Raw genomic sequence first — 786 nt, forward strand, 5'->3', positions numbered from 1 at the left:
GTCGGCCACATCGTGCGCGAGGTCGACCTCGTGGAAGGTCGCGCACTGAAAACACGAGCGCGTCCGCTCACCGAACTGATCGGACGTCCCGTCACCGGGGCGACCCGCCACGGAAAGCACCTCGACCTCGATCTCGACGGCGTGCACCTGGGGATCGGCTTCGGCCGCGCCGGGTGGGCGACGTGGCGCGAGTCGTCAGACGCAGACGTGGAGGCGCCCGCCCCCGAGATCGCGCGATTCGTGTTCGATCACGGCATCCTGGGCATCACCGATGCGGGCGACTGGCTCTCGGTGCAGCTCCACGTCGTGGATGCGCCCGACGACGTGCCGGCGGTGGCGAAGCTGGGACCGGATGCCATCGACCCGGGCTACTCGCGGGAGATGCTGGCGGAGGTCGTGCGCGGCCGGCGCAAGCAGCTCAAAGCCCTGCTGCAGGAGCAGGAGACCCTGGCGGGGATCGGCAACGCCTACTCGGACGAGATCCTGTACGCGGCGCGTCTGTCTCCCGTGGCGCACGCCTCGGCTCTGAGCGAGGACGACATCACGAGGCTGCACCTGGCGCTGCACGACACGCTGACCGCCGCCGTCCTCGCGCGTCGCGGAGTGCCCATCTCCGAGCAGAAGGCGGCGAAGGTCGCGTCGATGCGGGTCCACGGTCGGACCGGTGAGCCGTGCCCCGAGGGTGACGGCGTCATCGAGGACATCCCCGGCACGAAGGGCGCCGGCCAGTGGTGCCCGTCGTGCCAGGTTCTGCCCGACGGCTCGGCGTGACGACTCGCCGTGACG

At 70.7% G+C, this 786-nt stretch carries 1 protein-coding gene; it reads left to right on the top strand.

The annotated features are described in order from the left end of the window. The coding region (locus NS283_RS18115) for a DNA-formamidopyrimidine glycosylase family protein (protein WP_058598225.1) at positions 1 to 771 on the top strand (771 nt) is incomplete at its 5' end. Between the last annotated feature and the right edge of the window lie 15 nt (positions 772 to 786).

The sequence above is a fragment of the Microbacterium testaceum genome, from assembly GCF_001476285.1.
GTDB classification, from domain to species: domain Bacteria; phylum Actinomycetota; class Actinomycetes; order Actinomycetales; family Microbacteriaceae; genus Microbacterium; species Microbacterium testaceum_B.